We start from the raw sequence: 302 nt of genomic DNA on the forward strand, positions 1-302 counted from the left end.
TCTTGCTGTTTTTTATTTGGATACATTCTAAACTTATAAGCTTTTTCCACTACTATCACCTCACTTTACTTGTTTTTATTAATATATTTCGTTACTCATCATAACATTAACATATATAATTTACTTAAAACAAGTATTTTGAAGGTTTTTATATTTATTTTTAAATAACATATATAAGAACCATAAGCCCTTAACTTTTATCATTTTTGAGGTTGTCGTTCACACAAGTTCGCTACTACCTATGCAGTTCTCTTATGAACTTCTTACACTTTCATGTAAGCACAGACTATATCTTATCCTTC

General features: G+C 27.2%; 1 protein-coding gene. It reads right to left on the reverse strand.

What is annotated here, in order from left to right:
• The coding region (locus KGF38_RS20655; protein ID WP_139044962.1) for a helix-turn-helix domain-containing protein at positions 1-59 on the reverse strand (59 nt) is incomplete at its 3' end.
• Between the last annotated feature and the right edge of the window lie 243 nt (positions 60-302).

The sequence above is a fragment of the Clostridioides sp. ZZV14-6387 genome (assembly GCF_020657835.1).
Taxonomy (GTDB): Bacteria; Bacillota; Clostridia; order Peptostreptococcales; family Peptostreptococcaceae; genus Clostridioides; species Clostridioides difficile_A.